We start from the raw sequence: 26755 nt of genomic DNA on the forward strand, positions 1-26755 counted from the left end.
TGCCCCGCTGGGGGGATGTTCATGCCTCGCCGCGTGTTCTTTATACGTCCGCGTGGACGTCGGCGGCCTCCAGGGCGGCCGATTCATCCGCATCGTCCGCCTTTGCCCGGCCCGCCCTGGCCTTGACCTCCTCGGCGTTCCGGTCGCCCTTCTCGGGCGTAACGAATCGATAACCGACGTTGCGGACGGTGCCGATCAGCGCCTCGTGCTCCGGGCCGAGCTTGGCGCGCAGCCGACGTACGTGCACGTCGACCGTGCGGGTGCCGCCGAAGTAGTCATAGCCCCAGACCTCCTGGAGCAGCTGGGCGCGGGTGAAGACCCGGCCCGGGTGCTGGGCGAGGTATTTGAGCAGCTCGAACTCCTTGAAGGTGAGGTCGAGGACCCGCCCCTTGAGTTTCGCGCTGTACGTCGCCTCGTCCACCGACAGATCGCCGTTGCGGATCTCCATCGGGGAGTCGTCGTTGACGATCTGCTGGCGTCCCATGGCGAGCCGCAGCCGGGCCTCGACCTCGGCGGGACCCGCGGTGTCGAGGAGGACGTCGTCGATGCCCCAGTCGGCGGTGACGGCGGCGAGGCCGCCCTCGGTGACGACCAGGACGAGCGGGCAGCCGGGGCCGGTGGAGCGCAGCAGCTGGCACAGGCTGCGCACCTGGGGCAGGTCACGGCGGCCGTCGACCAGGATGACGTCGGCGCCCGGGGTGTCGACCAGCGCGGGGCCCTCCGCCGGGGCGACCCGCACGCTGTGCAGGAGCAGACCGAGGGCGGGGAGCACCTCCGCCGACGGCTGGAGTGCATTGGTCAGGAGCAGCAGAGAACTCATACGTCTGGTCCCTCCTCGGTCCCTGCGAGGACGTGTGCGGTGCGGCACTGCTCTGCGATCCCGGGGCGCTTCGTATACGACGCTTCCGAAAGCACAAAAGGACCCGGGGGCTGCGCTGCCCGAGTCCTCTGCCAGCAGAATAGCCCACATGAGCAACGGTCCGGCAGGTCGTGTGGTGCGTTCCACCGTACGTCCGCATCCCGAGACAAGCAGACTTACCCCTATGCGGACGTTTCTGTGCACGGCCGACGGAATTCCGATCGATTCCGTATACGACCCGGGCGCGGTCGTATACGAAAAGCATCCGAAAGCGCGTGCCGTTCCGGCATTCGTGATCGCCCACGGATTCACCGGGGATGTGGATCGTCCGCACGTTCGACGGGTCGCCGGTGTACTCGCCCGTCACGGCGCCGTCGTCACCTTCTCCTTCCGCGGCCACGGCGCCTCCGGCGGCCGGTCCACGGTCGGTGACAAGGAGGTGCTCGACCTTGCCGCCGCGGTGGAGTGGGCGCGTTCCCTCGGGCACGCGCACGTGGTGACCGTCGGCTTCTCCATGGGTGGCTCGGTCGTGCTGCGGCACGCGGCGCTCAACCCCGGCACGGTCGACGCGGTGGTCTCGGTCAGCGCCCCCGCCCGCTGGTACTACCGGGGCACGGCCCCCATGCGCCGCCTGCACTGGCTGGTCACCCGCCCCGAGGGCCGCCTGGTCGGCCGCTACGGCCTGCGCACCCGCATCCACCACCGCGAGTGGGACCCCGTACCCCTCTCCCCGGTGGAAGCGGTCCCGAAGATCGCCCCTGTCCCCCTCCTGCTCGTCCACGGCGACCGGGACGGCTACTTCCCCCTCGACCACCCCCGCATGCTGGCCGAGGCGGCCGGCGACCACGGTGAACTGTGGGTGGAGCCGGGCATGGGTCACGCCGAGCACGCCGCCGGGGACGCGCTCGTCGCCCGGATCGGGCACTGGGCGGTGTCCAGGGCGGGCTAGCCTGACAGGCAAGCTGTCTTCAGTTTCTGCCCGCCATCGATTGAGGAACGAGATGCCAAAGGTCACGGTGCGCTACTGGGCCGCCGCCAAGGCCGCGGCCGGGGTCGCCGAGGAGCCGTACGACGCGGTCACGCTCGCCGACGCGCTCGCCGCCGTGCGCGAGCGACACCCCGGTGAACTCACCAGCGTGCTCCAGCGCTGCTCCTTCCTCGTCGACGGTGACCCCGTCGGGACCCGCGCGCATGAGACAGTACGGCTGGCCGAGGGCGGCACGGTCGAGGTGCTTCCGCCGTTCGCAGGAGGGTGAGCGATGAGCGACCAGCCGTATCAGGGCGGCCAGCAGCAATGGCCCGGGTATGAGCAGTACGGGCAGCAGCCCGCCCAGGACCCGCAGCTCACCCAGCAGTGGCAGGGCCAGACGTGGGAGACGCAGACGCACGCGTCGGTGCAGATGCCGGTGCAGGGTGCGGAGACGGCGTATCTGCCCCCGGTGCAGGAGCACCAGCAATACGACCAGCACCAGCAGTACGGCCTGCATCAGCAGTACGACCAGCACCAGCAGCAGTACGGCCAGCAGCAGCAGTACGAAGCGCAGCAGTACCAGCAGTACGAAGCGCAGCAGTACCAGCAGTACGCCGAGTCGTACGCGGCGTCCCACGCCGAGCCGTACGCCCCCCAGCCCCCGGTCTCCCAGCCGGAGCCAAAGCCGGAGCCGGAGCCAAAGCCGGATCCGGAGCAGGAGTCCGGTTCCGGACCGGCGTACGGCCCCGCCACCCTCGCCGGCAACTCCCGTGTCACCGATGCCCAGCGGGCCCGGTTGGAGGGCCGCTCGCCGATCATCGAACCAGGGATGCAGCCGGCGCTGCTCACGGCCGTGCTGGGCCTGCTGCTCGCGGTGACGGCGCCCATCGCCTCGTACGTCCTCGTGGCCCCGTTGGTGCTGCTCCAGGCCGTGACGGCTGCGGGCTGGTTCCGGCTGAACGGCATGTGGCCCGCCCGCCAGGGCATCGCCCTGGCGTTCCTCGGGGCGCTCACGGCGGACGTGGCGGTGCTGGCGGCCGGCCGCGACCACGCGCCCGCGGCGATCCTGGGCTCCCTCGGCGTCTGGGTCCTGCTGTCGCTGGTGCTCCAGCTGCGCTCGCACGCCTCGCCGGACGAGCGGATGTACGGCCTGATGGCCACTGTCGCCTCGGCGGCCCTGGCGATCCTCGCCACCGGCTATCTGGGCGCCGGCGCGCACGCGGTCTCCGTGGGCGCGGCGGCGGTCGCGGTGGCCGTCCTGGCCCGCGCGCTGCCCCTGCCGGCCCCCGCGTCGGTCGTGGTCTCGCTGCTGGCGGCGGCGGGCGCGGGAATCGCGGTCGGCGGCATGACGGGCATGGGCGCGAAGGGTGCGCTGCTCGGCGCGGCGGCCGGTATCTGCGCGTTGATCGGACACCGGGTCGCGAGCTACGACTACCCCTCCCGCTTCGTCCACTTCACGGCGGGGGTGGCGCTGCCGCTGTCGGCGGCGGCGCCGGTGGTGTGGGCGCTGGGACGCGCGCTCGGTTAGACGCCACGGCGCCGCCGGTCCGTGACCCCGTTCATTCCGCTGCACCCGAGCGAGCCCCGAGGTGTGCGGTGATGGTGTGGAGCGCGGGCATCACGCGTGGTCCGTCGCAGCGGAGGGCAGTCGCTGGGCGGGCGGCCCTGTCGGCAACACTCGCACCGAGGGGGTGAGTTGACCGTGCCAGGTGGGGCGCAGCATGGCCGCCGCCTGTTCCTCCGGACGAACAGCCTGGGGTGGCGGTGCGTACGTCGCTCCAGCGGAGCACGCCCGCCACGACGTGGATGCCGTAGCCGCTTCCGCGTGCGGGTGAGGAGGTCCGCCACATCGTCGTCGAGGTGGGCGGACTCGTCGCGCAGCGCACCAGAGGTGCCGTACTCCCGCCGGCGAACCCTGCACTCGAAGGATCCGTACACCTGTGGCCCACCCCCGTCACCCGTTCGGAGGTGTGGGAGGCCGGGTGCGGAGTGGGTGGCGGTGGGGTGCGGGCGGGGGTCAACGAGGGGTGGGGCAAAGGGAATCGTCCGGGCGGGCGGGCGCGGCGATGTCTTCTGTCCGGTTTCGGCAGGGCGCGCCCGGTGCACGCGTTGGCGGACAATGGTCATGTCTGGAGCCCCGGCCCGATTCCGGCGGGCCGGGGCTCCATGTCAATCAGATAGCGGCTTCTGGATTACTTGCCGCCACCGCCGTAACCACCGCCGTAACCGCCGCCGTGGAAGTAGTTCTCCACCACGCGGAAGCTGCCGACCACGCCGTTCTTGACGAAGAGGCCCTTGGTGCGGCGGACGTGGACACCGTCGCTGGAGCTGTGGGGTCCGACGGTGGCGACGGGGGCGCCGTTGTCGCACACGGCCCCACGGAAGACCTCCACGGTCCGGTGGCTGTCGTTGCGGATGTTCAGCGACCTGGCGCCCAGGCCGCTGACGACGGTGATGCAGTCACCCGGGTGCGCGAAGTAGGAGCGCTCGTTGATCTGGATCCGGCCACCGTCGTGGTAGTAGTCGTCACCCCGGTCGCGGTCGCGGTCGCGGTCGTGGTCGTTGCCGTAGTTGTCGTTGTTGTTGTTGCCGCCCTTGCCGGTGCCGCCGAGCGGCGCGCCGGCCGCCGGGGCGGCGGGGGCGGCGGGGGCGGCGGCCGTGACGGCGGCCGGGGCCGCCTCGGGCGCCGGTGCGGAGGCCGCCGAGGCGTAGGTGATGCCGGTCGCGGCGAGGGCCGCGGCGGCGGCCACCGCGGCAGTGGCGAAGTTGGAACGGGAGATCTTCATGGTGCTTTCTCCAGTCTCTGAGACACCGGCCCGCATCGGCCGGTCGAGATGAACGTATTCACGACCGCCACCGATGTCATGTCAGAAGTGCCGGGCATCTCCGCTGATGAGCGCCGATCGGGGGATTTATCGCGCTTGTCCCTGATTGCGCGGTCACCGGCGCAACGTCAACTCGCCATGCAATCGGGGTACTTGATGTGCCGCTAGCCCTTTCGGATGATCATATGACAAGCGGTCACTCCGGGAGTAAGCGTGTCATTACCGGAGAGATGCGGTGAGCCGGGTTAATGGCACCCGGTTCCGGAGCCCTGGGAGCCCTTGAGGAGCCCCGGAAGCCTCCTCCGGGACGGCAAGCCGAAGGGCCGCACCCCCACTGGCGTCCAACCCAGGGGATGCGGCCCTTCAGACCTGTGCGGCGCCGTCAGACGGCGCCGTTGTGCGACGCCGTCAGACGGCGATGGCGACCTCCGCCAGCCCGCCCTTCTGGGCGACGACCGTGCGGTCGGCGGTGGCGCCGGGCACCAGCGCGCGGACGGTCCAGGTGCCCTCGGCCGCGTAGAAGCGGAACTGGCCCGTGGCGGAGGTGGGGACCTCCGCGGTGAACTCGCCGGTCGAGTCGAGCAGACGGACGTAGCCCGTCACCGGCTCGCCGTCGCGGGTCACCTGGCCCTGGATCGTGGTCTCACCGGGCTTGATCGTCGAGGCGTCGGGGCCGCCGGCCTTCGCTCCACACATGTCTCTCTCCGTAAGGGGGGTCTGACCAGAAGGTCGGTCGGGTGGGATTACTTGTTGGCGCCGAGCTCGATCGGCACGCCGACGAGGGAGCCGTACTCGGTCCAGGAGCCGTCGTAGTTCTTGACGTTCTCCACGCCGAGCAGCTCGTGCAGCACGAACCAGGTCAGGGCCGAGCGCTCACCGATGCGGCAGTAGGCGATCGTGTCCTTGGACAGGTCCACCTGCTCGCCGGCGTAGAGGGCCTTCAGCTCCTCGTCCGACTTGAACGTGCCGTCGTCGTTGGCGTTCTTGGACCACGGGATGTTGCGGGCGGTCGGCACGTGGCCCGGGCGCTGCGACTGCTCCTGCGGCAGGTGGGCCGGGGCCAGCAGCTTGCCGGAGAACTCGTCGGGCGAGCGGACGTCGACCAGGTTCTGCGAGCCGATGGCGGCCACGACGTCGTCGCGGAAGGCGCGGATGGAGGCGTCCTGCGGCTTGGCCTTGTAGTCCGTCTTCGGGCGCTCCGGGACCTCGTCGCCGGGGACCAGCTCGCGGGCGTCCAGCTCCCACTTCTTACGGCCGCCGTCGAGGAGCTTGACGTTCTCGTGGCCGTACAGCTTGAAGTACCAGTAGGCGTACGACGCGAACCAGTTGTTGTTGCCGCCGTAGAGGATCACCGTGTGGTCGTTGGCGATGCCCTTCTCCGACAGGAGCTTCTCGAAGCCCTCCTGGTCGACGAAGTCACGGCGGACCGGGTCCTGGAGGTCCTTGGTCCAGTCGATGCGGATCGCGTTCTTGATGTGGTTCTTCTCGTAGGCGGACGTGTCCTCGTCCACCTCGACCAGCGCGATGGTCGGGTCGTCCAGGTGGTCCTGGACCCAGTCGGCGTCTACGAGGACGTCGCTGCGGCTCATGCTCTCTCCTCCGGGGCAGGTGCGGCGGGGTGCGAATGCGTACGAGTGCGCCTCCGGCTGGGCCGGAGCGGATGCACAGGCGCCCTTCAAGCAGGGCGGCTGGGAAACGCGGAGGTCGGGGACGTTCCGCTCAGAAGGAGCGACAGAGCATGGCGGCCACGCGGCACAGGTCCACTGCCCGCCGCTTTGTGAGATCCGCCTGTCGCTTCATGGGCTCGATCGTAGGGACGTCCGGGTGGGCGTGTCACCGGTGTGTCATATGCCGAGACACTATCGTCCGAACTGTAGGACAAGGAAAGCGCCCAGGGGTCTCGGTGTGACCCCTGGGCGCTCGTACGGGTGAGTGCATCTACGCTGCGGACGCGGGTGTCTCGCCAGTCGGACAACCGGCGTCTCACCGACTCCATCTCCTGCCGGCGGCTATCCCGCCAGCTTGACGTCCGCACCCTTCACGGTGATCTCCACCCCGTCCGGGGCGGCCTGCACCTTGTCCAGCTTGATGCCGCCCGGCAGCTGGTCGACGGCCTGCTGGAAGTCGGTGATCTGGCGGATGCGGCCCTCGGCGACCGCGGCTGCGCCCAGCTTGGGCAGGCTGTCCGCGTGGACCCGGACCTTGTTGTCCTCGACGGCGACCGAGCTGAGGACGTACACCGTCTGCGTGATCCCGAGGGAGGAGACCGTCCCCTCCACCGCGACCTTGATCTTGCCGTTGCCACCGTCGGAGAGGCCGACGACACGGGCCGTGACACCCGGGGCGACCTCCGTCGGCTCCGACTTCGCGGTCTTCAGCAGCTCTGCGTACGAGATCGTCGCGGTGCCGGTGGCGGTGGCCGCGGTGGCCGAGCTGTAGTCGCTGGAGAACTCGACGTCCTTCATGTCGGCCTTCAGGTGGTCGATCCGGATGCTCTTTCCGGGGGTGCCGGTGGCCGCGTCGTAGTCCTTGATGCCGACCTCGACGTCGTCCAGGGAGCCGGAGGCGGCCTGGGTGAGGAACGGGAAGCCCTTGATGTTCACGTCCGGGGTCGAGGCCAGGTTCTCCGTCGACTTCAGCTTGTCGGCGGCCTCGCCCTCGGCGAAGTGGACGGCGATCCGGTCCGCGATCACGAAGAGCCCGCCCAGGATCACGACGACGATCAGAGTTATTCGCAGGGCGCGCATGTGGTGTTTTCCCCCGGGTAGGCGGTGGCGGTGCACCGTGGTGTTCGGCTACGACACGGTAACCGTGCCGGGCCCGGCCAACGCGGATTTGTGCGCCAGTTGTGACAGGTGCCGCGCGGGCGCCTACCCGGCTCGTGCGACGGTCAGCAACAGCGGCGAACGGGCACCCAGCCCCGCGACGAGGTCCGCCAGCGTCTCCGCCAGCCATCCGACCGCCTCGCACGACCACTCCACCAACTCACCCCGCAGGACCACGCCGTGCAGCCCCGGACCGTTCCAGAAGCTGTCGTCGAACGGCGGGGCGAGCAGGTCCTGCGGCCCGGCGGCCTCGTGGGAACCGCAGACGAACACATCCTGGTCCAGTTGCCGGAGCCGTTCGGCCAGCCGCGGGGCCAGGGCGGGGACGGCCGGCTCCCGTCCGCCGCTGACGGCCACCTCCACCGCGGTTCTCGATTCGGGGTCGCGTTCGGCGAACCAGTGGACCGTCTGCATCGACGGCACGGGCGCGTACGGCGGGCGGGCCGCGGGATCGAGGCCCTGGACCGGCAGCAGGACCTGGACGGCGGACACGCGGAGCCTGCCCACCCGCTCCGCCGTGTCCGCGGCGCACCGCAGGAACGGCTGCACCGGTAGCGGCCGGTCACCCGGGACGGGACCGGCCCCGACCTGGAACCATGCGGCCAGGCCCGCCCCGGGAGCGGCGCCCGGATGTTCCCACCCGGCGTCGTTCATGCCCCACAGGCCGTCCAGCCAGCCCATGGCGAGCGAGCGCTGGTGGAACAGCTGGTAGGCGTCGTGCTCGGGGTCGTGCCACGCGTGCGGGGTCAGCTCGCCGTAGAGGGCGGCGAACATGGGGCCCGCGGACGGACGCACCATTGGCCCTCCCTAGTACACCCGGCAGTCGACCACGGCCCCGTTCATCGGCTTCTCCGGGGTGTCGATCTGACCGATCACATTGACGTCCACATGGTTGCGCCATGACGTCCGCAGGGTGTCGGCACAGTCGTGCCGTGCCACCGTACGGTTGCTGCTGCCGCCGCCCGGCTTGAGTTCCTTTCGCGGCGAACACGCTTTCTGGCGCCAGGAGTTGTCCGTGTAGTACTCGTAGAGGCAGTTGTAGACCTTGGCGCGGTCGTTGCTGCAGGTCCCTTTGTCCCACCAGCCGTGACCGGACACCGCGACGCCGGTCCCGGACCGGTGCGGGTTGTCTCTCCCGCTGACCGGTGTGCAGCGGAAGCGCGCCGTCTGCGGGGCCGCGGCGGGACGCCCGGCCGCGGGGATGATCCGGCCCGCCATGTCCAGGTAGACCGCGGTCTTGTCGGCACCCGCCGGCGCCACACCCGGAACGGGCTTCCCGGGCTTCGCACTGGTGCCGGGCGTGGCCGCCGCCGACGCCGGCGGCCCGCCGATCCCCAGGGCCACGAGCGCGACGAGGGCAGCCCCCAGAGCGTTCTTGCGCGGCACGTCATCACCTTTCGCCGACCTTCGGCCGATGCCGCGAACCTAGGGGGCGACCACCGCGGAGTGCTGCCGCTGAAAGGGTGATGGGGGCGCGCGAGGGGCTCGGCGGCGTGCTCCGACTTACGCTGGATGCATGTACGCGCGGCGGCGTCACATCTACTTCGCCATGATGGGGACGTGCATCGGCCTCTTCGTCCTGGCCTGGGGAGTCGTACGCCTGTGGTCCATCCCCGCCGCCGTGGCCCTGTGCGTGGTGGCCATGATCATCCCGCCGGTCGCCGCGATGATCGCGAACCGGCGGGGGCCGGAGGACCGCTGGTGGGACGACCCGTCCGGCGACCCGCAGTCCGACGAGTGGTGGGACGAGCTGGACGGCAAGAAACACCCTCGCTCCTGAGCGGGCCGCCCGGTGCGCGAGTGCTCAGTACACGAGTGCCTCAGTACACGAGTGCCTGGGCGCCGTCCGCCATCGCCTCCTGCACGAAGACCTGCGCGCCCGCGATCCTCACACCCTCGATGACGTCCTTCTCCGTGATCTCGCGACGTGCGGCGCACTGGGTGCACAGGGTGATCCGCCCGCCCGCGAGGACGGATTCGACGAGGTCCGGCAGCGGCGCCGCATGCGGCAGCTCGAACTCGGCGGCCCGCCCCGGCAGCGCGAACCAGGACGACTCTCCCGTCAGCCACAGCGACACCTCGACCCCGCTGGCCACCGCCACCGCCGCCACCGTGAACGCCTGAGAGCAGCGCTCAGGGGCATCGGCCCCCGCCGTCACCTTGATCACGAGCTTCTTCGCCATGCCGGAAGCGTAGTCCTCGCGGGCGGCGGTCAGCCGCCCGGCCGGACAGCGGCCACGACGACGGTCACGAGCAGCGTGGCGACACCCAGCACGCTGAGCACACCGCTCACCAGGTCGCCGTCGATCTTGCGCTTCCGCCGGTGCCGCGCCGTGGCGCGGGTGCCGGGGTGGAAGGGCGGCAGCGCGTAGGCGGGGTACAAGGGCGCCCGGTCGAGCGGGACCCCCGCCTCCTGCCGCCGCTGCTGCTCGCGCCTGCACTCCTCGTACGGCAGCCCGCCGCCGCCCGTCATGCGTGGTGCTCCCGCCGCAGGTGCTGGCGCATCAGGACGTTCGCGTCGGTCTCCGCGCTGCGGTCGTACTCCTCCTGCGCCGCCTCCCGCAACGCCACCAGCTCCGCGCACGCCTCGCAGCCGGGGACGGGCTGGGGCGGACGGGTCAGGTCGTCGTAGCTGGCCGGTTCCGTTCGCATGGGCTTCGCTCCTTTGATCACCATCTATGCGGAATGTGGCTGTTGCCATACTCTGCGTACTGCTGGGTGTCATGAGGATGGCCCAGGCAAGAGGCCAATTCGCCCAGAACCGCTGGTGGTTCCACACCGGTCGGCCGAAATTCCACAAATTCCACAACCGGGGAGGGGTGCCGGTGCCGCAGCGGAGGGTGATCACGGGTCGCAGCCAGGAGCCGAGGGTGCGTTTTGCCGAGGAGCTGCGGTCACTGCGCGCCGCGCGCGGGGTGAGCCTGCGGGGCCTGGCGGACGTGGTGGGGTGGGACGCGTCCCTTTTCGGCAAGCTGGAGAAGGGGCAGACGCTGGGGAGCCCGGAGGTGGTCCAGGCGCTGGACCAGTACTACGGGACGACACCGCTGCTGCTCACGCTGTGGGAGCTGGCGGTGGCGGATCCGACGCAGTTCAAGGAACGGTATCGGCGGTACATGGTGTTGGAGGCCGAGGCGGTGAGTCTTTGGCAGTACTCGCCGAGCATCATTCACGGGCTGCTGCAGACGCCGGAGTACGCCGCCGAACTGCTTACGCAGGGCGGGCTGACCGGGGCGGAGTTAGACAGCCAGGTGGCGGCGCGCATGGGCCGTCGTGAACTGCTGTTGGCGGACGGTGGGCCGCAGTTCCGCACGATTCTCTCGGAGGCGGTGCTGCGCAGCCCACTTCGCAACACCGCCGAATGGCACGCACAATTGCGCCATCTTCTGGCGATGGGGGAGCGCCCCAACGTCACCATTCAGGTGTTGCCATGGGCGAGAGGGCTGCATGCACTGATGAACACGGACGCTATGTTCCTCCGGGGCGGCGGTCGGGTCGTCGCATGGGTCGAGACCGGCTACTCGGGTGAACTGGTGCAGGAAACCACCGCCGTTGAGCAGCTCCAGCTCCGATACGATCGAGTACGCGATTTGGCCCTGTCTCCGGACGAATCGTGGGAGTTCATCGTGCGGATGTTGGAGGAAGTGCAATGCGAGCCATTGACCTGAGCAACATCATGTGGCGCAAGAGCAGCTACAGCAACCAGGACGGCGGTGCCTGCATCGAGGTCGCCGACAACATGCCCTCCCTCGTCCCCGTCCGAGACAGCAAGGACACGACCCGTACCCCCCTCCTCCTCGGAGCCCCCGCCTGGGCCGCCTTCGTGGACGGAGTCAAGGGCGGGGGCCTGGCCCGTTAGGCCGGCGTGCGGTCGGGCATCAAGCGACCTGCGCGGCGTCGACGGCTGGCTGGCGACGAAGGACTTCCTCGCGCAGTACCACAAGGGCGACCGCCGGGAGCTGGGGCAGAAGCTCACCGACAACGGCCTGCGGCACATCGCGGCACGCGGCTGGACCACCCAGGACGGCACGCGGACCCGGATCCACCTGCTGCAGTTCGCCACGGCCGCCGTGGCCGAGGACCTCTTGAACGATGAGCTCACCAACTACTCGGCCCCCACGTACCTGGTGCGCGGCGCCGACCTGTACGAGCGGGACGAGGGCTTCCCGCAGGCGGCCCAGGTCGACGACGTCCTGCTCACGCCGTACGCCGAGACCGAGCCGTACGGCGGTGAGCAGGTCCGGCAGGCGTACCTGGCGGCCGGGGACACGCTGGCGGTGATCACGCAGTCCCGCGAGGGCGCCGCGAAGGCAGTGCCGTTCCGCCAGACCGTGACGCTGCAGACCGAGCTGCTCGGCTGAGACGCACCTCGTCAAGAGAGCCGGGTCCAGGCCGCGTAAGCTGGGGCCCGGCTGTCGTATGCCCACCCTCGCTCAAGGAGCACCCGTGGAGATCTTCTTCGAAACCCTGCTGGTCCTGGTCTGCGTCGGCGTGCTCGCCTTCGCCCTCCTGACCGTGAAGAAGCTGTACCAGGGCCAGCGCTGACCCCCACCTAGGAACTACTGCCGATCATGATCGAGATCCCGTCCGACCTGCACAAGGACCTCGTCCCGCTCGCCTTCCTGCTCGGCAACTGGGCCGGTGCGGGCGTGCATGACTTCCCGGGTTCGGAGAAGTGCAACTTCGGGCAGGAGGTCACCTTCAGCCACGACGGCCGGGACTTCCTGCAGTACCACTCCCACACCTGGGTGCTGGACAACGACGGCAACAAGGTGCGCCCCCTGGAGTCGGAGTCCGGCTTCTGGCGGATCGACGCCGACCGCAAGGTCGAGGTCACGATGACCCGCGACGACGGCACGGTGGAGATCTGGTACGGCGAGATGGCCGACAAGAAGCCGCAGATCGACCTGGTGACGGACACCGTCGCGCGGACCGTGTCCTCGCGGCCGTACGCGGGTGGCAAGCGGCTGTACGGGTACGTCAAGAGCGACCTGATGTGGGTCGGCGAGAAGCAGACTCCCGAGGTCGAGCTGCGCCCCTACATGTCGGCACACCTGAAGAAGGTCGTCACCCCGGAGGACGTCGAGCGCTGGGCCAAGGCCCTCCCCGACGACATGCCGGACGACGGCATCGCCTTCTTCAAGTAGCCGCAGGCGGGCAAGGCCGGCGAGGAGAGTGCCGGCCCACGGAGGCCGGCGCCCCGCGCCGCGTCGCAGGTGACGGCCGGAACGAGCCGCCACCTGCGTGTCGCGGGATCGCTGCCGGCCGGTGCTCCGTTTGTTTCCGGATGCCGACGCCACCACGGTGCGGTCGGTCGGCCATAGACTTGCTCTGTGGTGAGCACCGACTGGAAGAGCGACCTCAGGCAGCGCGGCTACCGGCTCACGCCGCAGCGGCAGCTCGTCCTCGAAGCCGTCGACACCCTTGAGCACGCGACCCCCGACGACATCCTCGCGGAGGTACGGAAGACGGCGTCGGGGGTCAACATCTCCACCGTCTACCGGACGCTGGAGCTGCTGGAGGAGCTGGGTCTGGTCAGCCACGCACACCTCGGGCACGGCGCTCCCACCTACCACCTCGCCGACCGGCACCGGCATCTGCACCTGGTGTGCCGCGACTGCGAGAACGTCATCGAGGCCGACGTGGCGGTGGCCGCGGAGTTCACGGCCAAGCTGCGCGCACAGTTCGGCTTCGAGACCGACATGAAGCACTTCGCGATCTTCGGCCGCTGCAAGGACTGCTCCCTGAAGGGCACAAGCACCACGTCGTAGGCTTGCCCGTATGAAGAGCCCCCTGCTGTCCCTGCCTGGCGCCGTCCCCGCCGAGGGCGTGGACGAAGGCGTCGCCGCCCACTACGGCGACCTGTTCCGCGAGCAGCGCGCCCTCGCCGAGGGCACCGGTTTCGTCGACCTGTCGCACCGGGGTGTCGTCACCGTCAGTGGTGAGGACCGGCTGACCTGGCTGCACCTGCTGCTCACCCAGCACGTCAGCGAACTGCCCGTCGGTGAGGCCACCGAGGCGCTGATCCTCTCCGCCCACGGCCACATCGAACACGCGCTGTACCTGGTGGACGACGGTACGACCGTCTGGGCGCACGTCGAGCCCGGCACCCAGGACGCGCTGGTCGCGTACCTGGAGTCGATGAAGTTCTTCTACCGGGTCGAGGTGGCCGACCGCACGGCCGACTTCGCCGTGGTGCACCTGCCGGCCGGTTCCATCGCCGAGGCGCCCGAGGGTGTCGTCGTACGCGAGACGGCGTACGGCCGTGACCTGTTCCTGCCGCGCGCGGATCTGGAGGCCTTCGCCGCCGCGCACGGCCCGGCCGCCGGTCTCCTCGCCCACGAGGCGCTGCGTGTCGAACAGCACCGGCCCCGTCTCGGCTTCGAGACCGACCACCGGACCATCCCGCACGAGCTGGGGTGGATCGGCACGGCCGTCCATCTCCAGAAGGGCTGCTACCGGGGGCAGGAGACGGTCGCCCGGGTGCAGAACCTGGGCAAGCCGCCGCGCCGCCTGGTCTTCCTGCACCTCGACGGCAGCGAGGTGCACCTGCCGGTGCACGGCACCGAGATCCGGCTCGCGGACGAGGGCCCCGACGGTCGCAGGATCGGCTTCGTGACGACGTCCGCACGCCACCACGAGCTGGGCCCGGTCGCCCTCGCCCTGGTGAAGCGGAACGTTCCGGTCGACGCCCGGCTGGTCGCCGGGGACACGGCCGCCGCCCAGGAGACGGTCGTGGAGCCCTAGAGGCGGGACCCGTCCGGTCAGGATCTCCGGCCGGGCGGCCCCTCCGGCCGTGCCGGGCCTGGCGGTCAGATCTCCAGCAGCACGGTGAACGGGCCGTCGTTCGTCAGCGACACCCGCATCCGCGCGCCGAACCGGCCCGTCGCCACCGTCGCCCCCAGCGCGCGCAGCTGCGCGACCACCTCGTCCACCAGCGGCTCCGCGACATCGCCGGGCGCGGCGGCGTTCCAGGTGGGGCGGCGGCCCTTACGGGCGTCGCCGTACAGCGTGAACTGGCTGATCACGAGCAGCGGGGCGTCGATGTCGCTGCACGACTTCTCGTCGTGCAGCATCCGGATCGACCAGAGCTTGCGGGCCAGCTGGGCCGCCTTCTCCTTGGTGTCCTCATGGGTCACCCCGACCAGGACGCAGAGCCCCTCGCCCTCGATCGCGCCCACCGTCTCGCCGTCCACGACGACGCTCGCGCCGTCCACTCTCTGCACCACCGCACGCATGCCGACCATCATGCCGGGTGCTGTGGGCGCGGCCGACGGGGGCCCGTTATTGTTCCTTAACACCCTATCTGGGGCCGTTCGGGGGCACTCAGTCACATAGTTGCCACTTGGGGTGGCACGATGCTGTCACACGCCGGTCGAGGGAACGGTCACACGCACATGAGCACACCGAGTACCGGGCGGCTGGGGATGCCCCGGACGCCCGCGCAGCGCGGCGACAGCCCGCCGGTTCCACCGGTACCACCAGCCCCGTCGGTCCCGGCCCCGTCGGTCCCGGTTGCGTCGGTCCCGTCTGCTGCCGCGCTGCCCGTGCAGCCCCCCGAGCCCCGGTTGGCCCTGCTGACCCTGCCCGAGCTGCGCGCCCTGCGCCGGGACGCCCAGCGCGACGAGGCCGACCTCAGCTATGTGCGGCGGCTGCTGCAGGGCCGGATCGACATCCTGCGCGCGGAACTGGCCCGGCGCGGCCGGACCGCCCTGCCGGCCCCGGCGGACGGCTCGGTGGTGGACCGGCTCCCGGAGATCCTCAAGGACACCCCGGCCCAGCACCGCTCCTCGGCCCGTCACGTCACGCTCGGCACCCCGCACAACGAGGAGTACCGGCGACTGGCCGCCGAGATGCTCGCCGAGGTCGAGCTGTCGGACCTCCAGGCGCGCACCGATCTCGAACTCGCCACCGCCATGGGCCGGCTCGTCGGCTACGAGCAGGAGGTCTCTGGGCGCCGTCAGCGCCTGCAGCGCACGACCGACGAGTGCAGCGGGGAGATCGCGCGCCGGTACCGGGTGGGCGAGGCGCAGGTGGACGACCTGCTGACGTGACGTGGCGGGGAAAATGACGCGACACCCGGCGTGCCGCGTCCTACCGTGACCCCATGATCGATGTCCGAGCTGTCGACGCCGTCCACGAGGCAGAGTTCGCGGACTGGCAGCGCGCGATGAGCACGGGGTTCCTGCTCGCTCCGGTCCTGTCCGCGAACCAACTGGCGGACCGGCGGCGGTACTTCGATCAGGACCGGCTGCTCGGTGCCTTCGACGGCGACCGCTGTGTGGCGACCTTCCGCTCCTTCGCTCAGGAAGTGACCGCGGTGGGCGGCGCACTCGTCCCCTCGAACGCGATCTCCAACGTCACCGTCAGCCCCACCCACCGCCGGCAGGGCCTGCTGACCCGGATGATGAGCCGTGACCTGACGGCGGCCCATGAGCGCGGTGACGTCCTCGCCACCCTGATCGCGGCGGAGTACCCGATCTACGGCCGCTACGGCTTCGGCCCGGCGGCCTCGATGACCGAGTGGACCGTCGACGTCCTGCGCGCCGGACTCGACCCCCACTGGTCGGGACCGGCGGACGGCGGCCGGATCGACCTGGTGGACGGCGCGGACGTCCGCAAGCTCGGCCCCGAACTGTTCGAACGGTACCGCCGCAGCCTGCCCGGCGCGGTCAGCCGCGACACGCTGTGGTGGCAGTTGAACACCGGCGTCCTGGACCTGGGGTACCGGCCGTGGACCGAGCCCTACCACGCCGTGTACCGCTCGGCCGCCGGTCAGGTCGAGGGCCTGGTGACGTACGACGCCGACGGCGCCTGGAGCGGCAAGCATCCGGACAGCACCGCCGTCGTCAGGAGCCTGATCGCCACGACGGTGGCGGCCCAGCGCGCCCTGTGGCACTTCCTGTGCTCGATCGACCGGGTCACGAAGGTCAGGAGCGGCCGACGCGGCCCGGACGACCTGCTTCCCCTGCTCCTGCCCGACCCGCGCGCCGCCCGGATCACCGGGCACGGCGACTGGCTCTGGGTGCGGATCCTGGACGTCGTACGGGCCCTGGAGGCACGGACGTACGGGGGCGAGGGGGTGCTGGTCCTGGAGGTCGTCGACGGGGCCGGGACGGCCGGTGGGCGGTACCGGCTGGAGGTGTCGCCCGAGGGGGCGTCCTGCGTGCCCACACGCGCCCAGAGCGCCGACCTGACGCTCGGTGCGGCCGAGCTGGCCACGGTGTGGCTCGGTGACGAGTCACTGCAGCGGCTCGCGGCCCTCGGAAGGGTCCAGGAAGAACGAGAGGGCGCCGCCCGGAAGGCCGACGCCCTGTTGCGCCCGTCCGGGCGGCCGTACTGCCCGGACATGTTCTGACGTTCCGACGCTCCTCTCCTGCGGCGGCGGTTGCCTGTTCGACCGGTGGTCCGGTTCATCCGTAGCGAGCTGTTCAGTTGTGGCTGTGCTGCGCGTGTTCAGTTGTGGCTGTGCGGGCTTGTTCAGTTGTGGCTGTGCGTTCCGGTGATCGTCCCCTGCCCGGGCTCCCGGCTCCCCTCCGGAAGGAAGCCCGATCGGCCAACCACTGGGAAGTTCGACCAGGTTCCGCAAGTTGGCTACCAACTTCACAGTGCTTATCTCCTCTTGGAAGCGGCTCATAACCATCTTTCCCTGAACTGCCCCAAGATGGCGGGAAGTTGTACTGTAGAGCTGTGGAACCGGAACACGCTTCCGTCAGTGGACCGAAGAGGTCCCATCGGCCACGTAGGTCACATCGCGAGGTGGCCGACGAACTGCGTGCCCGGATCCGGTCCGGTGAGCTGCCCCCGGGCCAGCGCATGCCGACGCAGGCCGAGCTGGCCGACGAGTTCGGTGTCGAACGGGGGGCCGTACGGCAGGCGCTGCGCATTCTGCAGTCGGAGCGGCTGCTCACCAACATTTCCAAGGGGGCCCCGGCCACGGTCGCCGCGGTTCCGGTGCCGCTGGGGCCCGCGGCCGGTCCCGCCGTGCCGCCGCAGCCGACCATGGTGACCCTCGCGCCGCGCATCGCGACCGCCTTCGCGGCCCGGCACGTCCAGATCGACGCGCTCTGTCTGACCTCGGTCTCACTCACGATGGCGATCGGCGAGCCGCTCCGGCAGATCCACGCGGGACAGCTGGAACCGGCCAAGATCGACGTCCGGGTGCTGCTGCCGTCCCGGAACATCGACCTCGCCTTCCCGGCGCCCGTGGACCCCGCCGACGGCGATCTGCTGCACCGGCGCTGGCTGGCCCAGCGCAACGCCCAGGGCCTGGTGCTGCGGCAGAACCTGCTGGCGCTGCGCACCACGCACGGTATCGACGTGGACGTCTCCTTCCGCGCGCTGCCCTTCACCCCGCCGGTCAAGCTGTACCTGCTCAACGCGGCCGAGGCGCTGTTCGCCTACTACACGCTCGGGCGGCGCGAGCGGGAGATCGAGCAGGAACACGTGCAGACGTACGACGCGGACGGCACGCGGTCGATGCTGTTCTCCTTCGCGCCCGGCGCGGGCCGGCGGGACGCCGCGTTCGTGGAGCAGTCCCATCTGTGGTTCGACGCGCTGTGGGACACGATCAGTTCTGAGCTGGTGCTGACGGCGTAGCGGGTGCCGGCGTCAGAGCGCCGGGCCCGCGAGGAGCACCGCGAGCAGCACGGCCCCGGCGGAGCTGACCGCCGGGCTCTTGGCCTTGCTGCCGACGGAGAGCAGCAGCAGGCCGACGATGCCGGCAGCGCCGTACTTCCACTGGACGAGTTGTTCGAAGCCGACGACGAGGGCGGCGGAGAGGAGCGCGAGGGCTGGCACGGTGGATCCCCCTTCCGGTCTGCCAACTGAAACAAGTTGGCAACCAACTATGCTGTAGTTGTCCCCACTTGGCAGCTATGGCCAAACAACTTCGGAACAACTCCCGCTACGTGGAGCTAGGTTGTAGCGTCTGGTCGTGACCCAGGAAAGCGTGGCGATGAACGTGTCGGAGAACCCCGCAGTGAACGGCGGCAGAAGGCTCACCTCCCAGGAGATCGCCGACACCCTGCGCGAGCGCATCCTTACCGGCGACCTCAAGGCGGGCGACCGGCTGCCCACCCAGGCCGAGCTGGCCGAGGAGTTCGGAGTGGAACGCGGCGCCGTACGCCAGGCCCTGCGGGTGCTTCAGGCGGACGGCCTGCTCAGCGGCGTCAGCAAGGGCAGCCCGCCGCGCGTCGCCGGACCGCAACCCGTCCGGGACCAGCCCCAGCCGACCATGGTGGCCCTCGCCCCCCGGCTGACCGCGGCGTTCTCCGCGCCGCACGTGCGCATCGACGCCGTCTGCCTGACCGCGCAGAGCCTGCTGCCCGCCCTCGGCGAACCGCTGCGCCTGATCCACGAGGGCCGCATCCGCCCCGAGCGGCTCGACGCCCGCATCCTGCTGCCCTCCCGGGACATCAACCTCGCCTTCCCGGTGCCGGTCGACCGGCAGGGCGACGACGACACCGTGCACGAGCGCTGGCTGGGCATGCGCAACGCCCAGGGGCAGGTGCTCCAGTACAACCTGCGGGCCCTGCGCACCACCCACGACATCGACGTGAAGGTCTCCTTCCGCGCGCTGCCCTTCACCCCGCCGGTCAAGCTGTACCTGCTCAACGGCGAGGAGGCGCTGTACGCGTACTACAGGATCATGCGGCGCGAGGAGCCCACCGACAACGGGACGCTGGAGATGTACGACACCCTGGGCTCCGAGTCACTGCTGTTCTGCTTCGAGAAGCGGGCCGGCCGGCGGGACGCGGCGTTCGTGGAGGAATCGCAGAGGTGGTTCGACGCCCTCTGGGAAACCATCACCACGGACCTGACACTCTCCTAGTGACCTCTGAGACGACGACACGGACTGAACCGCTGCTGAAACTGATCTCTTCCGCTCGGGTCGTGCTGTGGGACTTCGACGGGCCGATCTGCCGCCTGTTCGCGGGGCACAAGGCGGAACGGGTGGCGAGCGGGCTGGTGGACTGGCTGGCCGGACGCGGCCTGCACGGCCTGCTGACCGATACCGAGCGGGACTCACTGGACCCGCACGTGGTGCTGCGCGCGGTGGACCGCCGGCACCCCGGCAGTGACCTGGTCACGGAACTGGAGGAACGTCTCACCCAGGAGGAGCTGCGGGCCGCGGTGTCCGCGATGCCCACCGCCTACGCCGACCCCCTGATACGCACCTGGACCGCCGTCGGCTCCCGCCTGGCCATCACCACCAACAACTCCCCGCGGGTGGTCCGCGCCTACCTCGACGACCGCGGCCTCACCGCCTGCTTCACCCCCCACATCTACGGCCGCACCCCGGACCTGCACCTCCTCAAACCCGACCCGCACTGCCTCAACCGCGCCCTGAGCGCGATGGGCGCCGCCCCTTCGGCCGCCCTGATGATCGGCGACTCCGCCTCGGACCTCGCCGCCGCACAGCGCGCCGGCGTCCCGTTCCTCGGCTACGCGCGTAACGAAGCGAAGGCAGAGCTCTTGCGGGAGGCCGGAGCCGGGCTCGTGCTCGAGTCGCTGGAGCCGGTGCTGCGGGCACTGCGGGCACTGTGGGCACCGTGGGCACCGCAGGGCTGACCCTCGCCGGGCCCACGCCGTGCGCGACGTCTGCCGCTCCCGGACTCCTCTCCGGCCGTTCCCCCCGATGTCCGCGCCCTGACCGCTTGCGGCCCCACGCGGTCAGGGACGCCAGCAGACCCGCCCCCCATAACGCCAGTTGAGTCAGATCGTCGATCTGCAGGTCGACCCCGCACACATGGATCGTCACGGCTACCACCCCCCTCGGACATGCCTGGTGAAGTTGACTGCTTGTAGGTCCATGCCCGGTCAACTAGATCCATTAACAGGCAAGTTGACCTGACTGCTTGACTGACCGGCATGCGTTTGCGGTGCTCGGGAGCGAGGTACGTACGGCATGTGACCGACAAGCGGACGGACGAGGCCGGCGGGACGGAGTTCCGTCGGGTCGCGGAGGAGTTGCGGGCACGGATCACCGACGGGGGCTATCCGCTCGGCACCTTCCTGCCGTCGCAGACCACCCTGGCAGGGGAGTTCGGAGTCTCCCGGGACACCGTGCAGCGGGTGCTGCGCGAGCTGCGCGGCGAGGGATGGATCGAGTCCCGGCAAGGGCGGGCCTCACGGGTCGTCAAGGGGCAGCGCATCCACTCCTCCGCCCCCCGGGCCACCCGGTCACGGCATGCGATGACCCTGGGTCCTCTCATCGGTGAGGCGTTCGAGCAGAGCGACGTGTCCCTGGACGTCTACACGCTGACCTCCGAGAGCCTTGACTTCCACATCCACACCCAGGCGGAGCGCATCCGCAACGGAGCCATCACGCCCCGGCGCATCGCCCTGCGCGTGGTACTCCCCTCCGCGACCGAATCCCCGCCGTACCCGAGAGCCAAGGACCCCAGGGACGACGCCCGGCTTCTGGAGCGGCTGCGGGGCATCACCGAGCGGCACACCGCCTCGCTCCGCAAGGTCCTCGGGGAACTGCGTGCCGAGAAGCTGGTGCCGTCCGTGGAGTTCGAGTTCCGCCACGCCCCGCTCACCCCGGCCTTCAAGCTCTACGTCATCAACCGTGCCGAGGTGCTGCACGGCCCGTACATACCGGTCAATCGCCCGATGATGCTGGACACCGGCGAGGAGGTCGCGGGGCTGGATGTCCTGGGGCTCGGCGCCACCCTCACCCACCACGTCCGCGACAGCCGGCCGGACTCCCCGGGTTCGACCTTCGTGGCGAGCATGACGGAGTGGTTCGAGGCGGTGTGGGAACTGGTGACCGAAGAGGGTCGCGCCGCGCGCGGATGAGAGCCGCGCCGTGCGATAGCATCCGCCCAACCGACTGAGCGACCGCTCGGATCCGTGCGCAGGGGATGGCGAACCAGCCGGTCCCGGCCGACCGCCATACGAGTGGCCGACCACCCGTCGGGCGACTCCACCAGGGCCCTTTCCCCTTCGCTTCCCTTCCGTTCCCTTCGCTTCCTTTCGCTTCCTTTCGCTTCCCTTCCCTTCCCCTTCCACTTTTCGGCACGAGAACCCGGAGCGGCCAGTGGACGCACCACCCGTCCCCCGTGGCACGGCCGGGGGACGCGCCGGTCGGGCAGCCGGGCGTCAGGGCGTGCTCCGGGCGTTCGTGGAGCATGCCACCAGGACCGGGCAGGCGAGCCGGGGTTTCCACAACCAGAACTACGTCCTGCCGCTGACCGAGCCGGTGGCCCAGCTCCTCGGCCGCGATCCCGGAACCGTCGTGACCGTGCGGGTGCGGCGCCGAGGCGCACTGCCTGTGGTGATCCGTACCTGGCAGAACGAGGCCGAGATCCTGCGCGCCGTCAGGGGGGTCCTGCGCAACGTGCCCGAGTGTCTGGCCGAGGGGGACGGCTTCGCCGTCCACAGCTATGTGGAAGGCGTGCCGCTCTCCAGCGTCTGCGGCAACGGCAGACCGGTGGACGGCCTGCTGACCAGGGCGCTGGCCGGCCTGCTCGCCGAGAGCGCCCAGGTGCGCAGCAGCGCCGCGCTGCCGCCCCTGCCCGCCCTGTGGCCCCGGAACTTCACCGACAGCCAGGGCTTCCTCCAGGCCCTGGCCCGCATGGCGGACGTACAGATCCGGCAGCCCAACTGGGCCTGCTTCGGCGGACTGTTCACCGCTCTCGGTGTGCCGGAGGACGCCCTCGTCCGACTGGCCGAACGCGTCCCCACGATGTCCCGCCGGCCCTACAGCCTGCTCCACGCCGACCTGCACCGCGACAACCTGATCATGTCGTACGGCGGGGACCCGCCCCTGATCTGCGTCGACTGGGAGCTGGCCAGCTACGGCGACCCGCTGCACGACCTGGCCACCCACCTGGTCCGGATGCACTACCCGGACCACCAGTGGGACGAGGTCGTCGAGGCGTGGGTGTGCGCCATGCGCGAGGTCCGGCCGGAGGCCGTCAACGGCGTGGCGCGGGACCTGCGCCACTACGTCGCCTTCGAGCGGGCCCAGTCCGTGTATCCCGATGTGATGCGGGCGGCGCGGTCCCTGGAGGAGTCCTTCGACCGCACGAGCCTGGACGAGGCGACCGCCTGGGTGTGCCGCGCCCTGGAGGCGGGGGCGGAGCCGTTGCGGCTGGCGCAGGTGCCGGGCGAGCGGGAGATCGGGCGGATCCTCCTGCGCTGGGCGTCCGCACGTCCGGGCGGGCCGGTGTGGCACGGCGGCGCGGGGCGGCGCGGCCCGGCCGGCCGGGCGATCGACTGGAAGCCGGACCGGCGTGTGCGGGAACACCCCGACTTCCCGCACACCGCCGTCCATGACGCCTTGGTCCTCGAGGGCGCGGCACCGGCCGACCGGGTGTTCAAGGGCACCGCGCACCTCAACTCGGTGCTGTGGGTGCCCGGTACGCCCTTCCCGGTGGTGGTCCGCCGCAAGGTCGCGGGCGTCCGGCGCGAGCGCAGCTTCCTCAGCGAGCACGCCGTCCTCGGGGCGATCGAGCGGTCCGGAGTGCCGGTGGCCGCGCCCCGTGTGCTGGCGCTGGGCGAGAGCCACGCCAGGGACCTCGGCCACACCTACTCCGGCGACCGCTTCGCCATTCACACCTACGAGGGCCCGCGCGACCCCGGCAGCAAGCCCGACCACCCCGTCAACGGCCTCCTCCCGCACGAGGCGGACGGCCTGGTCGACCAGTTGGCCGCGCTCACCGAGGTCGACTACATCCAGATCGACCCGGTCGCGGACCGGCTCGGCTTCTACGGCTGGCTCAGCGAGCAGCTGGTGGCCCTGGTGGCCGCGCTGCCGAAGGAGTCCCAGCAGCTGGCCCGTTTCCTCGGCCTGCCGGACACCGTCCGGCTGCGTGAGATCCTCGCCCGGCACCGGGTCGCCCACCGCACCCCCGCCCTGCTGCACGGCGACCTCAACCCCTGGAACCTGGTACGCCGGGACGACGGCCGGGCGCTGACCCTGATCGACTGGGAGATGGCCCTGGTCGGCGACCCGCTCTACGACCTGGTCCGGCACATGCACCTCACCCCGACCCGGCCGGAGATCCGGGACCGCATGTTCCGCCGCTGGGAGAGCCGACTGCCCGCGGAGTACACCCGGGAGTGGGCGCGGGACTGGCGGGTGTACCGCAGCATCGAGATCGTGCGGTCGGCGTACATCGACCTCGACCGCCTGGTCACCGGGGTGAGCCTGGACGCACCCAACGTGCGCCGGGCACTGGACTCGTACGCCATGACCCTCGCGGCGGCCACCGGCTCCCTGGGCCTGACGGCGCCGCGCCGGGCCAACCCCTACCTGGCCCGCGCGCTGGCCTGGCTGATCCGTTCGGGCGGCGCTGTGTAGGCCGCCCCGCGGACGTGCATGCCGGTGGCGTTGAAGTCGACGCTCCCGCCCAGCCCGGTCCGGGAGAGCGGCACCGCGACATCGCCGGCCACGGGTCCATGATCTGCCGGCCCTGCCGGTCCGTTCCCGGGGCGACGTCGTGCGCTGTCCTGTCCCAGATAACTATGGGCGGGTGGGGCTCTGACCTGTGGTGCTTACGGTTGAGTGGGACGAACGAGTGTCAGCGCGCTGCGAGGTTTGCGAGCAGCTTGGCGGCGGGCTCCGGGTGGACGAGCCAGTGCAGGTGACTCCCCCCGAGTGTCTGGACGTCGAAGGGGTTGTCGGGTGTGAGCGCGTCGGCTTCGCGAATCATGCGGTCCTGCACGGCGAGCGGAAGGCTGGCATCGTCGGCCAGGCGCACATACGTCTTGGGAATCCGGCCCCAGGTCGTGGCCTGTGCCCGGTCGGCGGACGTACCGACGTCGAGGTTTTCATCGGGCTGGAAGGTGTTCAGGAAGGTCCGGAACTCGTCATCGGTGAGGTCGGCGGCGAGCGCCCGCTTGAACGCGGCGAGCGCTGCCGGGTCGGCGGTGCGGAAGTTGGTCCGGAGCAGACCGAGTTCGACGGGGTTCCCGACGAGTGCGGCAGCGAAGGCTCCCGCGTCGACGCCCGCCATCTCCGGCTGGGCGTAGTAGTCGCTCACGTCCAGATCGACGGGGCACCAGGCGGAGACGTAAGCGATCCGGTCGATCAGCTCGGGCCGGGCGTTGGCGACGGCGGTGGTCGTGATGCCGCCCCGGCTGTGGGCGACGAGAATGGTGGGCCCGTTCTGCTTGGCCCGTTCGAGGACTTCGATCACGCGGGCGGCGTTGTCGGCGAGCGTGACGCCCTTGATGCCCCCTGGTTCTGCGGCGAGTGCGTCGAGATCCTGAGGAGCCTGGTAGGCCGAGGGGAGGGTCGCCTCGAATCCGTGCCCCGGAAGGTCGACCGCGGCCGAGCGGTGCCCGAGTAAGGCGAGCTCGGCCTGCAGCGGTGCGAACGAGAACGAATTCGCGAAGGCCCCATGGACAAGAACGAATGTCGGCAGATTCTGCATGCCTCAGCCTCCAACAGAACGATCTTCGGGGCAAGATCGAGAGGTCGGCGATGGCCTGCGTGACAAGGAGGAGGTCGTCCTGATGGCCGCCTGTCTCCATGCGGCAGACGCAGACAGGCCGATCAGCGTGATGTGCTCGGGGAGTCCGGCTGCGATCAGCCAGGGTGCCGCTCTGTCCGGTCCTTCTGTCGGCCCTTTGACCCGGACCAGGCCGTGGAGGGGCTCGGCGCGATGGGTGAGCTGGTAGTGGCGGTGAGCGAGGCCGGACCAGAGCCGACCAGTGGCGTCCGCTCGCACGGCCGTGCCGGACACGCCCGACACACTTTTGCAAGCGGGTGCTTGCAATTGTTAGCGGAGTTGTAGCAAGGTGGAGTCATGGCATCGCTCAACGTCGGCAATCTCGGTGACTACCTGCGCGAACAGCGGCGCAATGCCCAACTGTCGCTCAGGCAGCTCGCCGACGCCGCCGGGGTGTCCAATCCCTACCTGAGCCAGATCGAGCGCGGGTTGCGCAAGCCCAGCGCGGAGGTGCTGCAGCAGGTCGCCAAGGCCCTGCGCATCTCCGCCGAGACGCTGTACGTCCGCGCAGGCATCCTCGACTCCGAACGGGACCGGGACGAGGTGGAGACCCGGGCGGTCATCCTCGCCGATCCCACGCTCAACGAGCGGCAGAAGCAGGTGCTGCTGCAGATCTACGAGTCCTTCCGGAAAGAGAACGGATTCGGGACCGGCGAGCCCGCGGCGGACGAGGACGGCGGCGGCGAGGGCGGCGAGGACAGTGATGCCGGTCCGCGGCGGACGACCGGATAGAGCCGGACCAGGGCTCCGGTCGCCGCACCGCGGACCACACCAACCTCAGCCGAACGCGAATCCGGGAGGACCATCACCATGGCCATCAGCGACGATCTGCGCAAGACCCTTAGCGACCCGACCCCGCTCTACTTCGCCGCCGGCACCGCCGACCTCGCCTTCCAGCAGGCCAAGAAGGTGCCCGTCCTGGTCGAGCAGCTGCGCACCGAGGCCCCGGCCCGGATCGAGGCCGTGCGCAACGCCGATCCGAAGGCCGTGCAGCAGAAGGCCGCCGCTCGCGCCAAGGAGGCGCAGGAGACCCTGCACACCAAGGTGAACCAGTTCATCGGCACGCTCGACGTCGACCTGAAGAAGCTCGGTGAGACCGCCCAGGACCTCGCGCTGCGCGGTGTCGGCGTGGCCGCCGAGTACGCCGTCAAGGCCCGCGAGACCTACGAGAAGGTCGCCGAGCACGGCGAGCAGGCCGTCCGGAACTGGCGCGGCGAGGCCGCCGAGGGGATCGAGGACCTCGCGGTCGCCGTCGAGGGCAAGCCCGAGCCGGCCGGGGCCAAGGAGGAGCCCGCCGAGGACAAGAAGCCGGTGGCGAAGAAGGCCCCGGCCCCGCGCAAGGCCACCACCGCGAAGAAGGTGATTCCGCCGGAGCAGTGACCGGCGAGCCGCCACGGGCCGGGCACCTCTGGGGTGTCCGGCCCGTTCTATGGGTACCGTGGCCGTATTGACGAGCCGACTCGGGTGGTGGTCGTTGTGCTGATGCAGGGGTTCCAGGGGTTCATGTGGCTGCTCTACCTCGCCATGCTGGCGATGGCGGTGGTCGCCTTCGTGATGGCCGCACTGTTCCGTGAGGATGCGTACCGCGCGGCCGACAAGCAGAACAAGGGCTTCTGGTTGATCATCCTCGGCATCGCGGTCGCGGTGAACCTCCTGGTGCCGATGCTCTTCCTGCAGATCGCGGGGCTCGTCGCGTCGATCGTCTTCTTCGTGGACGCACGCCCGGCCCTCCAGCAGGTGTCGGGCCGCCGCCGGGGCCGTGGCTCCAGCAGCGACGGCCCGTACGGCCCCTACAACGGCAGGCGCTGAAC

Annotated in this window: 34 protein-coding genes; 20 read left to right on the plus strand and 14 right to left on the minus strand. The window is 70.4% G+C overall.

The window, feature by feature from the left end; all coding sequences use genetic code 11:
* Nucleotides 1-40: 40 nt before the first annotated feature.
* A complete protein-coding gene (locus K7G59_RS13530; RefSeq protein ID WP_225833891.1) occupies nucleotides 41-820 on the minus strand; it encodes a response regulator transcription factor in 780 nt (259 codons plus the stop codon).
* A gap of 148 nt (nucleotides 821-968) precedes the next feature.
* Here K7G59_RS13530 and K7G59_RS13535 point away from each other — a divergent pair, with 148 nt between their 5' ends.
* From K7G59_RS13535 to K7G59_RS13545, 3 genes are read left to right on the plus strand one after another with little or no spacing between them, the layout of a single operon-like run.
* Nucleotides 969-1808 (plus strand): alpha/beta hydrolase, encoded by an 840-nt coding sequence (locus tag K7G59_RS13535; RefSeq protein WP_225833893.1) that lies wholly within the window; start codon nucleotides 969-971, stop codon nucleotides 1806-1808.
* Between the two features lie 52 nt (nucleotides 1809-1860).
* Complete coding sequence (locus K7G59_RS13540; protein ID WP_225833895.1) at nucleotides 1861-2115, plus strand: MoaD/ThiS family protein; 255 nt, start codon at nucleotides 1861-1863, stop codon at nucleotides 2113-2115.
* Nucleotides 2116-2118: 3 nt separating this feature from the next.
* The gene (locus tag K7G59_RS13545; protein WP_225833898.1) at nucleotides 2119-3357 is read left to right on the plus strand and encodes a hypothetical protein; all 1239 of its coding nucleotides are present in this window, start codon (nucleotides 2119-2121) and stop codon (nucleotides 3355-3357) included.
* A 664-nt stretch (nucleotides 3358-4021) separates the two neighbouring features.
* Here K7G59_RS13545 and K7G59_RS13555 read toward each other — a convergent pair.
* The 7 genes from K7G59_RS13555 to K7G59_RS13580 form a co-directional block, all read right to left on the minus strand.
* Nucleotides 4022-4615 (minus strand): hypothetical protein, encoded by a 594-nt coding sequence (locus K7G59_RS13555; protein WP_225833900.1) that lies wholly within the window; start codon nucleotides 4613-4615, stop codon nucleotides 4022-4024.
* 447 nt (nucleotides 4616-5062) lie between these two features.
* On the minus strand, nucleotides 5063-5350 hold the full coding sequence (locus K7G59_RS13560) for a DUF1416 domain-containing protein (protein WP_028421436.1): 288 nt from the start codon (nucleotides 5348-5350) through the stop codon (nucleotides 5063-5065).
* Between the two features lie 47 nt (nucleotides 5351-5397).
* A complete protein-coding gene (locus K7G59_RS13565) occupies nucleotides 5398-6243 on the minus strand; it encodes a sulfurtransferase (RefSeq protein WP_225833902.1) in 846 nt (281 codons plus the stop codon).
* Between the two features lie 130 nt (nucleotides 6244-6373).
* A complete protein-coding gene (locus K7G59_RS35320) occupies nucleotides 6374-6454 on the minus strand; it encodes a putative leader peptide (protein WP_351515640.1) in 81 nt (26 codons plus the stop codon).
* A 209-nt stretch (nucleotides 6455-6663) separates the two neighbouring features.
* Nucleotides 6664-7401 (minus strand): DUF2993 domain-containing protein, encoded by a 738-nt coding sequence (locus K7G59_RS13570; RefSeq protein WP_225833905.1) that lies wholly within the window; start codon nucleotides 7399-7401, stop codon nucleotides 6664-6666.
* Between the two features lie 123 nt (nucleotides 7402-7524).
* The gene (locus tag K7G59_RS13575) at nucleotides 7525-8277 is read right to left on the minus strand and encodes a hypothetical protein (RefSeq protein ID WP_225833907.1); all 753 of its coding nucleotides are present in this window, start codon (nucleotides 8275-8277) and stop codon (nucleotides 7525-7527) included.
* A gap of 9 nt (nucleotides 8278-8286) precedes the next feature.
* Complete coding sequence (locus tag K7G59_RS13580; RefSeq protein ID WP_225833908.1) at nucleotides 8287-8865, minus strand: hypothetical protein; 579 nt, start codon at nucleotides 8863-8865, stop codon at nucleotides 8287-8289.
* A gap of 130 nt (nucleotides 8866-8995) precedes the next feature.
* On the opposite strand from K7G59_RS13580, the gene K7G59_RS13585 reads away from it, so the two are divergent.
* A complete protein-coding gene (locus K7G59_RS13585) occupies nucleotides 8996-9259 on the plus strand; it encodes a DUF3099 domain-containing protein (RefSeq protein ID WP_225833909.1) in 264 nt (87 codons plus the stop codon).
* 40 nt (nucleotides 9260-9299) lie between these two features.
* Here K7G59_RS13585 and K7G59_RS13590 read toward each other — a convergent pair whose 3' ends face one another.
* The 3 genes from K7G59_RS13590 to K7G59_RS13600 are packed head-to-tail and all read right to left on the minus strand — an operon-like array spanning nucleotide 9300 to nucleotide 10131.
* Nucleotides 9300-9662, minus strand: a complete 363-nt coding sequence (locus K7G59_RS13590) for a DsrE family protein (RefSeq protein ID WP_225833910.1) — start codon at nucleotides 9660-9662, stop codon at nucleotides 9300-9302.
* Between the two features lie 29 nt (nucleotides 9663-9691).
* Complete coding sequence (locus K7G59_RS13595) at nucleotides 9692-9952, minus strand: hypothetical protein (protein ID WP_225833911.1); 261 nt, start codon at nucleotides 9950-9952, stop codon at nucleotides 9692-9694.
* Entirely contained in the window at nucleotides 9949-10131 is a 183-nt protein-coding gene (locus K7G59_RS13600) for a hypothetical protein (protein WP_225833912.1), read from the minus strand. Before K7G59_RS13600 ends, K7G59_RS13595 begins: the two co-directional genes overlap by 4 nt.
* A 173-nt stretch (nucleotides 10132-10304) precedes the next feature.
* Here K7G59_RS13600 and K7G59_RS13605 point away from each other — a divergent pair, with 173 nt between their 5' ends.
* From K7G59_RS13605 to K7G59_RS13630, 6 genes are all read left to right on the plus strand, one after another.
* Entirely contained in the window at nucleotides 10305-11144 is an 840-nt protein-coding gene (locus K7G59_RS13605; protein WP_225834230.1) for a helix-turn-helix transcriptional regulator, read from the plus strand.
* Nucleotides 11126-11335, plus strand: coding sequence for a DUF397 domain-containing protein (locus tag K7G59_RS13610; protein WP_225833913.1), 210 nt, complete (start codon nucleotides 11126-11128; stop codon nucleotides 11333-11335). Before K7G59_RS13605 ends, K7G59_RS13610 begins: the two co-directional genes overlap by 19 nt.
* Nucleotides 11336-11561: 226 nt before the next feature.
* The gene (locus tag K7G59_RS35020) at nucleotides 11562-11837 is read left to right on the plus strand and encodes a hypothetical protein (protein ID WP_308295029.1); all 276 of its coding nucleotides are present in this window, start codon (nucleotides 11562-11564) and stop codon (nucleotides 11835-11837) included.
* Between the two features lie 210 nt (nucleotides 11838-12047).
* A complete protein-coding gene (locus K7G59_RS13620; RefSeq protein WP_225833914.1) occupies nucleotides 12048-12623 on the plus strand; it encodes an FABP family protein in 576 nt (191 codons plus the stop codon).
* 186 nt (nucleotides 12624-12809) lie between these two features.
* Nucleotides 12810-13247, plus strand: a complete 438-nt coding sequence (locus K7G59_RS13625; protein ID WP_225833915.1) for a Fur family transcriptional regulator — start codon at nucleotides 12810-12812, stop codon at nucleotides 13245-13247.
* Nucleotides 13248-13257: 10 nt separating this feature from the next.
* Complete coding sequence (locus K7G59_RS13630) at nucleotides 13258-14223, plus strand: folate-binding protein YgfZ (protein WP_225833916.1); 966 nt, start codon at nucleotides 13258-13260, stop codon at nucleotides 14221-14223.
* Nucleotides 14224-14288: 65 nt separating this feature from the next.
* Here K7G59_RS13630 and dtd read toward each other — a convergent pair whose 3' ends face one another.
* Nucleotides 14289-14714 (minus strand): D-aminoacyl-tRNA deacylase, encoded by a 426-nt coding sequence (dtd, locus tag K7G59_RS13635; RefSeq protein WP_225833917.1) that lies wholly within the window; start codon nucleotides 14712-14714, stop codon nucleotides 14289-14291.
* Nucleotides 14715-14873: 159 nt separating this feature from the next.
* Between dtd and K7G59_RS13640 the strand changes: the two genes are divergently transcribed.
* The 3 genes from K7G59_RS13640 to K7G59_RS13650 all read left to right on the plus strand — a co-directional run bounded on the left by K7G59_RS13640 (nucleotide 14874) and on the right by K7G59_RS13650 (nucleotide 18075).
* Nucleotides 14874-15530: an aerial mycelium formation protein gene (locus K7G59_RS13640; protein WP_225833918.1), complete on the plus strand. Its 657-nt coding sequence runs from the start codon at nucleotides 14874-14876 to the stop codon at nucleotides 15528-15530.
* A gap of 53 nt (nucleotides 15531-15583) precedes the next feature.
* The gene (locus tag K7G59_RS13645) at nucleotides 15584-16834 is read left to right on the plus strand and encodes a GNAT family N-acetyltransferase (RefSeq protein WP_225833919.1); all 1251 of its coding nucleotides are present in this window, start codon (nucleotides 15584-15586) and stop codon (nucleotides 16832-16834) included.
* Between the two features lie 332 nt (nucleotides 16835-17166).
* Entirely contained in the window at nucleotides 17167-18075 is a 909-nt protein-coding gene (locus tag K7G59_RS13650) for a winged helix-turn-helix domain-containing protein (protein WP_225833920.1), read from the plus strand.
* A 12-nt stretch (nucleotides 18076-18087) separates the two neighbouring features.
* Here the strand turns inward: K7G59_RS13650 and K7G59_RS13655 are convergent, their stop codons facing one another.
* On the minus strand, nucleotides 18088-18276 hold the full coding sequence (locus K7G59_RS13655; protein ID WP_225833921.1) for a hypothetical protein: 189 nt from the start codon (nucleotides 18274-18276) through the stop codon (nucleotides 18088-18090).
* Between the two features lie 157 nt (nucleotides 18277-18433).
* On the opposite strand from K7G59_RS13655, the gene K7G59_RS13660 reads away from it, so the two are divergent.
* The 4 genes from K7G59_RS13660 (at nucleotide 18434) to K7G59_RS13675 (ending at nucleotide 23791) form a co-directional block, all read left to right on the plus strand.
* Nucleotides 18434-19309: a GntR family transcriptional regulator gene (locus K7G59_RS13660; protein ID WP_225834232.1), complete on the plus strand. Its 876-nt coding sequence runs from the start codon at nucleotides 18434-18436 to the stop codon at nucleotides 19307-19309.
* Complete coding sequence (locus K7G59_RS13665) at nucleotides 19309-20049, plus strand: HAD family hydrolase (RefSeq protein ID WP_225833922.1); 741 nt, start codon at nucleotides 19309-19311, stop codon at nucleotides 20047-20049. Before K7G59_RS13660 ends, K7G59_RS13665 begins: the two co-directional genes overlap by 1 nt.
* A 339-nt stretch (nucleotides 20050-20388) precedes the next feature.
* Nucleotides 20389-21282: a winged helix-turn-helix domain-containing protein gene (locus K7G59_RS13670; protein ID WP_225833923.1), complete on the plus strand. Its 894-nt coding sequence runs from the start codon at nucleotides 20389-20391 to the stop codon at nucleotides 21280-21282.
* A 241-nt stretch (nucleotides 21283-21523) separates the two neighbouring features.
* The gene (locus tag K7G59_RS13675) at nucleotides 21524-23791 is read left to right on the plus strand and encodes a phosphotransferase (RefSeq protein WP_374114225.1); all 2268 of its coding nucleotides are present in this window, start codon (nucleotides 21524-21526) and stop codon (nucleotides 23789-23791) included.
* Between the two features lie 220 nt (nucleotides 23792-24011).
* Here K7G59_RS13675 and K7G59_RS13680 read toward each other — a convergent pair whose 3' ends face one another.
* Entirely contained in the window at nucleotides 24012-24866 is an 855-nt protein-coding gene (locus K7G59_RS13680; RefSeq protein ID WP_225833926.1) for an alpha/beta fold hydrolase, read from the minus strand.
* Nucleotides 24867-25241: 375 nt separating this feature from the next.
* Here K7G59_RS13680 and K7G59_RS13685 point away from each other — a divergent pair, with 375 nt between their 5' ends.
* The 3 genes from K7G59_RS13685 (at nucleotide 25242) to K7G59_RS13695 (ending at nucleotide 26753) form a co-directional block, all read left to right on the plus strand.
* Complete coding sequence (locus K7G59_RS13685) at nucleotides 25242-25676, plus strand: helix-turn-helix domain-containing protein (RefSeq protein ID WP_225833928.1); 435 nt, start codon at nucleotides 25242-25244, stop codon at nucleotides 25674-25676.
* Between the two features lie 78 nt (nucleotides 25677-25754).
* Nucleotides 25755-26324 carry a hypothetical protein gene (locus K7G59_RS13690; RefSeq protein WP_225833930.1) on the plus strand — a complete coding sequence of 190 codons (570 nt, stop codon included), beginning with the start codon at nucleotides 25755-25757 and terminating at the stop codon, nucleotides 26322-26324.
* 102 nt (nucleotides 26325-26426) lie between these two features.
* Entirely contained in the window at nucleotides 26427-26753 is a 327-nt protein-coding gene (locus K7G59_RS13695; RefSeq protein WP_263976295.1) for a DUF2516 family protein, read from the plus strand.
* Nucleotides 26754-26755 lie beyond the last annotated feature (2 nt).

The sequence above is a fragment of the Streptomyces sp. NK08204 genome (assembly GCF_020400585.1).
Taxonomy (GTDB): domain Bacteria; phylum Actinomycetota; class Actinomycetes; order Streptomycetales; family Streptomycetaceae; genus Streptomyces.